The organism is Arthrobacter sp. Y3225116 (assembly GCF_059091245.1).
Map to the genome: position 1 here is coordinate 1 of NZ_JBNHGL010000367.1, position 2024 is coordinate 2024.

At 69.7% G+C, this 2024-nt stretch carries 1 protein-coding gene and 1 pseudogene; both read left to right on the top strand.

The genetic code is table 11. The features are described 5' to 3' along the window. Window positions 1–265 (top strand): annotated as a pseudogene (locus AC5RV2_RS17415) (hypothetical protein); the annotation flags it as partial. Continuing rightward, window positions 266–1921 carry a DNA repair helicase XPB gene (locus tag AC5RV2_RS17420; RefSeq protein WP_494093376.1) on the top strand — a complete coding sequence of 552 codons (1656 nt, stop codon included), beginning with the start codon at window positions 266–268 and terminating at the stop codon, window positions 1919–1921. Window positions 1922–2024: the final 103 nt, after the last annotated feature.

Consider the following 2024-nt stretch of genomic DNA (forward strand, 5'->3'; position numbering starts at 1 on the left):
GATGCTGCGGAGCAGCGGCGTTCCCGCCCGTCCGGCCGCCGAGGCCGGGCCGCTGCTGGCGCTGGAAACGCTGCGCACCGCGGTCCGGTTGAAACGTAAGGTGCGGATCGGCATCGTAGACCCGGACGGCAACCACCGGCGCCAGGTGATGCTCCCGCTGTCCGTCAGCGGCGGACGGGTGCGCGTCTTCGACCCCGACCGAGACAGCGAGCGCACCGTCTCCATCCACCGCGTGATGGACATTGAACTAGTGGAGGGCAGCTGAATGGCCAACGGACCCCTGATCGTCCAAAGCGACAAGACCATCCTGCTGGAAGTGGACCACGAACAGGCCACCGAGGCCCGGCACGCCATCGCCGCGTTCGCCGAACTGGAGCGCGCACCGGAGCACATGCATTCCTACCGGATCACTCCACTGGGGCTGTGGAACGCGCGCGCCGCCGGGCTGGACGCCGAACAGGTGCTGGACACGCTGCTGAACTACTCCCGCTTCCCGGTGCCGCACGCGTTGCTCGTGGACATCGAGGACACCATGTCCCGATACGGGCGGCTGCGGCTGGAGAAGGACCCGCAGCATGGCCTGGTGCTGCGCACCACCGACTACCCGGTGCTCGAAGAGGTCATGCACGCCAAGAAGATCCAGCCGCTGCTGGGCCCGCGGATCGATGCCGAGACCACCGTGGTGCACTCCTCCCAGCGCGGCCAGCTCAAGCAACTGCTGCTCAAGCTGGGCTGGCCCGCGGAGGACCTGGCCGGCTACGTCGACGGCACGCCGCATCCGATCGCGCTGGCCGAATCCGAGGAGCCGGGCGGCTGGCAGTTGCGGCCGTACCAGCGCCTGGCCGTGGAGAATTTCTGGGCCGGCGGATCCGGCGTCGTCGTCCTGCCCTGCGGAGCCGGCAAGACGCTGGTCGGTGCGGCCGCGATGGCCACCAGCTCCACCACCACCCTGGTGCTGGTGACCAACACCGTCTCCGCGCGGCAGTGGAAGGACGAACTGGTTCGCCGGACCTCCCTGACCGCGGAGGAGGTGGGCGAATACTCCGGCTCGGTCAAGGAGGTCCGGCCGGTCACCATCGCCACCTACCAGGTGCTGACCATGCGCCGCGGCGGACTGTACCCGCACCTGGAGCTCCTGAATGCCAACGACTGGGGTCTGATCATCTACGACGAGGTGCACCTGCTCCCGGCCCCGATGTTCAGGATGACCGCTGACCTGCAGGCGCGGCGGCGCCTGGGGCTGACCGCGACGCTGGTGCGCGAGGACGGCCGCGAGGGCGAGGTGTTCTCTCTGATCGGCCCGAAGCGCTACGACGCGCCTTGGAAGGACATCGAAGCGCAGGGCTACATCGCCCCCGCGGACTGCGTCGAAGTCCGGGTGGACCTGCCGCGGGACGAGCGGGTGGCCTACGCCATGGCCGACGACGGCGACAAGTACCGGCTGTGCGCGACCTCCCCGACCAAGACCCCGGTGGTCGACGCCCTGGTGCGGGCGCACCGGGGCGAGCAGCTGCTGGTGATCGGGCAGTACATCGACCAACTGGACGAGATTGCCGCGCACCTGGACGCGCCCGTAATCAAGGGCGAGACGTCGGTGAAGGAACGGCAGCGGCTGTTCGACGCGTTCCGCCGCGGCGAACTGCAGACGCTGGTCGTCTCCAAGGTCGCCAACTTCTCCATCGACCTGCCCGAAGCCACCGTGGCCATCCAGGTGTCCGGCTCGTTCGGCTCGCGGCAGGAAGAAGCCCAGCGCCTGGGCCGGCTCCTGCGCCCGAAGTCGGACGGCCGGGCCGCCCGGTTCTACACGGTGGTGGCGCGGGACACGCTGGACCAGGACTTCGCGGCCAAACGCCAGCGCTTCCTGGCCGAGCAGGGCTACGCCTACACCATCAAGGACGCCAACGACGTGCTGCAGCCGTAGGCCGGTCCGGGGCTGCAGCCGTAGGCCGGTCCGGGGCTGCAGCCGTAGGCCGGTCCGGGGCTGCAGCCGTAGGCCGGTCCGGAGCTGCCGCCGTAGGCCGGTC

Excerpts from the sequence above, each read along its gene's own strand:
- AC5RV2_RS17420 (WP_494093376.1), top strand. The coding sequence starts at position 266 with ATGGCCAACGGACCCCTGATCGTCCAAAGCGACAAGACCATCCTGCTG.